At 35.9% G+C, this 2772-nt stretch carries 3 protein-coding genes; 1 reads left to right on the top strand and 2 read right to left on the bottom strand.

Going from position 1 to position 2772, the window contains the following annotated elements:
• Together ABIQ28_RS09725 and ABIQ28_RS09720 are read right to left on the bottom strand one after the other, a co-directional pair.
• The coding region (locus ABIQ28_RS09725; protein ID WP_348036726.1) for a UDP-N-acetylglucosamine 2-epimerase at positions 1–200 on the bottom strand (200 nt) is incomplete at its 3' end.
• Positions 201–205: 5 nt separating this feature from the next.
• Positions 206–1486 (bottom strand): phenylacetate--CoA ligase family protein, encoded by a 1281-nt coding sequence (locus ABIQ28_RS09720; RefSeq protein WP_348036723.1) that lies wholly within the window; start codon positions 1484–1486, stop codon positions 206–208.
• Positions 1487–1907: 421 nt separating this feature from the next.
• Between ABIQ28_RS09720 and purD the strand changes: the two genes are divergently transcribed.
• On the top strand, positions 1908–2772 hold an 865-nt coding region (gene purD, locus ABIQ28_RS09715; RefSeq protein WP_348036721.1), incomplete at its 3' end, for a phosphoribosylamine--glycine ligase.

Below are 2772 nucleotides of genomic sequence, written 5' to 3'. Positions count from 1 at the left end.
ACATTCAAATTGACATCTGGAAATGGGATGTTTAATTCTTCGAAAAAAGTGTCACTCAAATTTTTATCATAATGTTGTCCGGTATGCACCAATTGGTAGGTCATGTCAATACCTTCTGATTGTTTTAGTTTTATAGCCTCAATAATCGGTGCTATTTTCATGAAATTTGGGCGCGCTCCTGCTACAATGGTAATGGTCATACTTTTTATAATAATGATGAAAATTGTTTTAATTTACCTGATTTTGAGCGTTTTAACTGGGATTGACGCTCAAAGATAATGCTTAGTCCTTTTTCGAGATACTTTTCCATTTCTTTAATGATAATTCCAATTTGTTTATCGGATAATTTCACAGTGCTGACATATATAATCTTGAAGGTTTGAGGATCGAGTTGCTCAATTATAAATTCCTTGACATTGCCATCATCTTCAACAATACTTTTGGTAATATAATAAAACGTGAGTCCAGCCGCCTTTTTTCCACTTGGCAATATGGCAATATCATTAGTCCGACCAATTAATTTTTGAAGCTGAGGTTTTTGAAGCGTACTTTCTTTGGATAGAATTCCAATATCACCAATATCATACCTTATAAACGGGTGTGCCTTGTTGTATAATGAAGTAATGATGACACGGCCTTCTTCGCCGTAAGGCAAAACCTGATTGTTTTCATCCACAATTTCAACAAAAAGAGTTTCACTATTAACAGTCCACTCATCTTTTGGGTTCTGAAAAGCAATCAAATCCAGTTCAGACGCGCCATATTCATTGATCACGGGGATACCAAATTGCTTTTCCATGAGATGTTTATCGTTTTCAAACAACATTTCTGAAGTGACGACACAAGCTTTCAAAGTGGGACAGATGGTTTTTAAAACCAATTCCTTTTGCTCTAAAAACTTAGCGAATTGAACGATCGAACTGGTATAACCATTGATATAATCAAAGTTTGTGTTTTTGAATTTTTTTAAGTGCTTCTCAAAAGCAGCATCGCTTAAATCATAGACTGAGAATCGAAATCTCCTGCTCAAAGCATCTTTAAAACGTTCTTTGTAATATCCTTTTTTATCCAAAGGAATTCCGTAAAACCGAGCCTGTAGAGAACTATTAAAATCGAGATCGAACCATCCAAATCGGTCTTGAATGACGCTCCAAGTAAGTGCATGACAAAACTTGTCCTTAGCAAATACAAAAGGATCTCCAGAAGACCCGGAGGTTTTGTTCACATAGACATTTTTTGGTGAAAACACTTCAGATAATCTATCGACCAAAGGTTGTTGTAAATCACTTTTTGTCATGATGGGAACAGCGTCCCAGGTCAAGAACTTAGAAGTTTTGAAAATAGATTTATAAAAGGGATTATGTTTTAGATGAAAATTGACAAGCTGTTCTTTTTGTTTTTCAAGGTAGTTCTGGAACTCAACTTCATTAAGATTTTGAATTGAACTCAAAACAGACCGTGCTTCCTTAATTGGAAATCCGTTCATTTTTAGCGAAAAGTCAAATAAATTCAATTCGTGCCTCATTATATATCAAATGTAAAGTAAAGAAATTTAATGAACTCCCACATAAAATCAATCGCGAACATTATAGATACAATCCGGTGGTTCTCCAATGAGAATTTATGCGTTTATTAGTTCCTTTAGATTTTTTACTGCCGTGCCTGCGTCGCCTGATTCTAGTCGTGTGGTCAATGGTTTTTTTTGAAATATTACAAAGGCATAATAATTTTGACCTTCGAGATTCCATCAGAAAGCTTATCTGGCAGGTATGTTTTAGCTCTTTACGGTTTAAGTCTTTGTTCTTGATTCTAGAAGCGCAGCGGTCTTGATTCTATTATTAATTTAATCATCAAAAATATTATTGTTTTCATGGCATAAACTTTATTTTTGCAACAAACACAAAAACATGACCATTTTAATTCTCGGTTCCGGTGGAAGGGAACATACTTTCGCTTGGAAACTCGCTCAAAGTCCATTATGTACAAAACTATTTGTTGCGCCAGGAAATTCTGGAACTGCAGAAATAGCTGAAAATATCGATCTTAAAGTCACTGATTTTAAAGCGATCAAGACGTTGGTTCTCGAAAAACAGATCCAAATGGTGGTTGTTGGTCCAGAAGATCCTTTGGTAGCGGGTATTCATGATTTTTTTCTAAATGATGCCGAATTAAAAAACGTATCGGTCATTGGACCTCAAAAAGCGGCAGCTCAATTGGAAGGCAGTAAAGAGTTTGCCAAGGAGTTTTTATTTCGCCATAATATCCCTACCGCAGCTTACCAAAGCTTTGACGCCTCTTCTTTAGAAGCTGGATACGAGTTTTTGGAAACCTTAAAACCACCTTATGTTTTAAAAGCAGATGGATTGGCAGCTGGGAAAGGAGTTTTGATCTTAAATGACATCAACGAAGCCAAAGCAGAACTTAAAAGTATGTTGGTGGATGCCAAATTTGGATCAGCCAGCAACAAAGTTGTTATTGAAGAGTTTTTAGATGGCATTGAACTCAGCTGTTTTGTCTTAAGTGATGGAAAAAACTACCAAATTTTACCAACCGCCAAAGATTATAAACGTATTGGCGAAGGTGATACAGGTTTAAATACCGGTGGAATGGGCGCCGTTTCGCCTGTGCCATTTGCTACGGAATCCTTTTTAAGCAAAATTGAGGAACGTGTGGTCAAACCGACAATTGAAGGACTTCAAAAAGATGGTTTAGATTATAAAGGTTTTATTTTTATCGGACTTATTAAAGTTGGAGATGATCCTAAAGTTATTG

The sequence above is a fragment of the Gelidibacter sp. genome (genome assembly GCF_039916245.1).
Classification (GTDB): domain Bacteria; phylum Bacteroidota; class Bacteroidia; order Flavobacteriales; family Flavobacteriaceae; genus Gelidibacter.
Note: the sequence above shows the minus strand (reverse complement) of the source record. Positions and strands in the feature narration are given on the sequence as shown.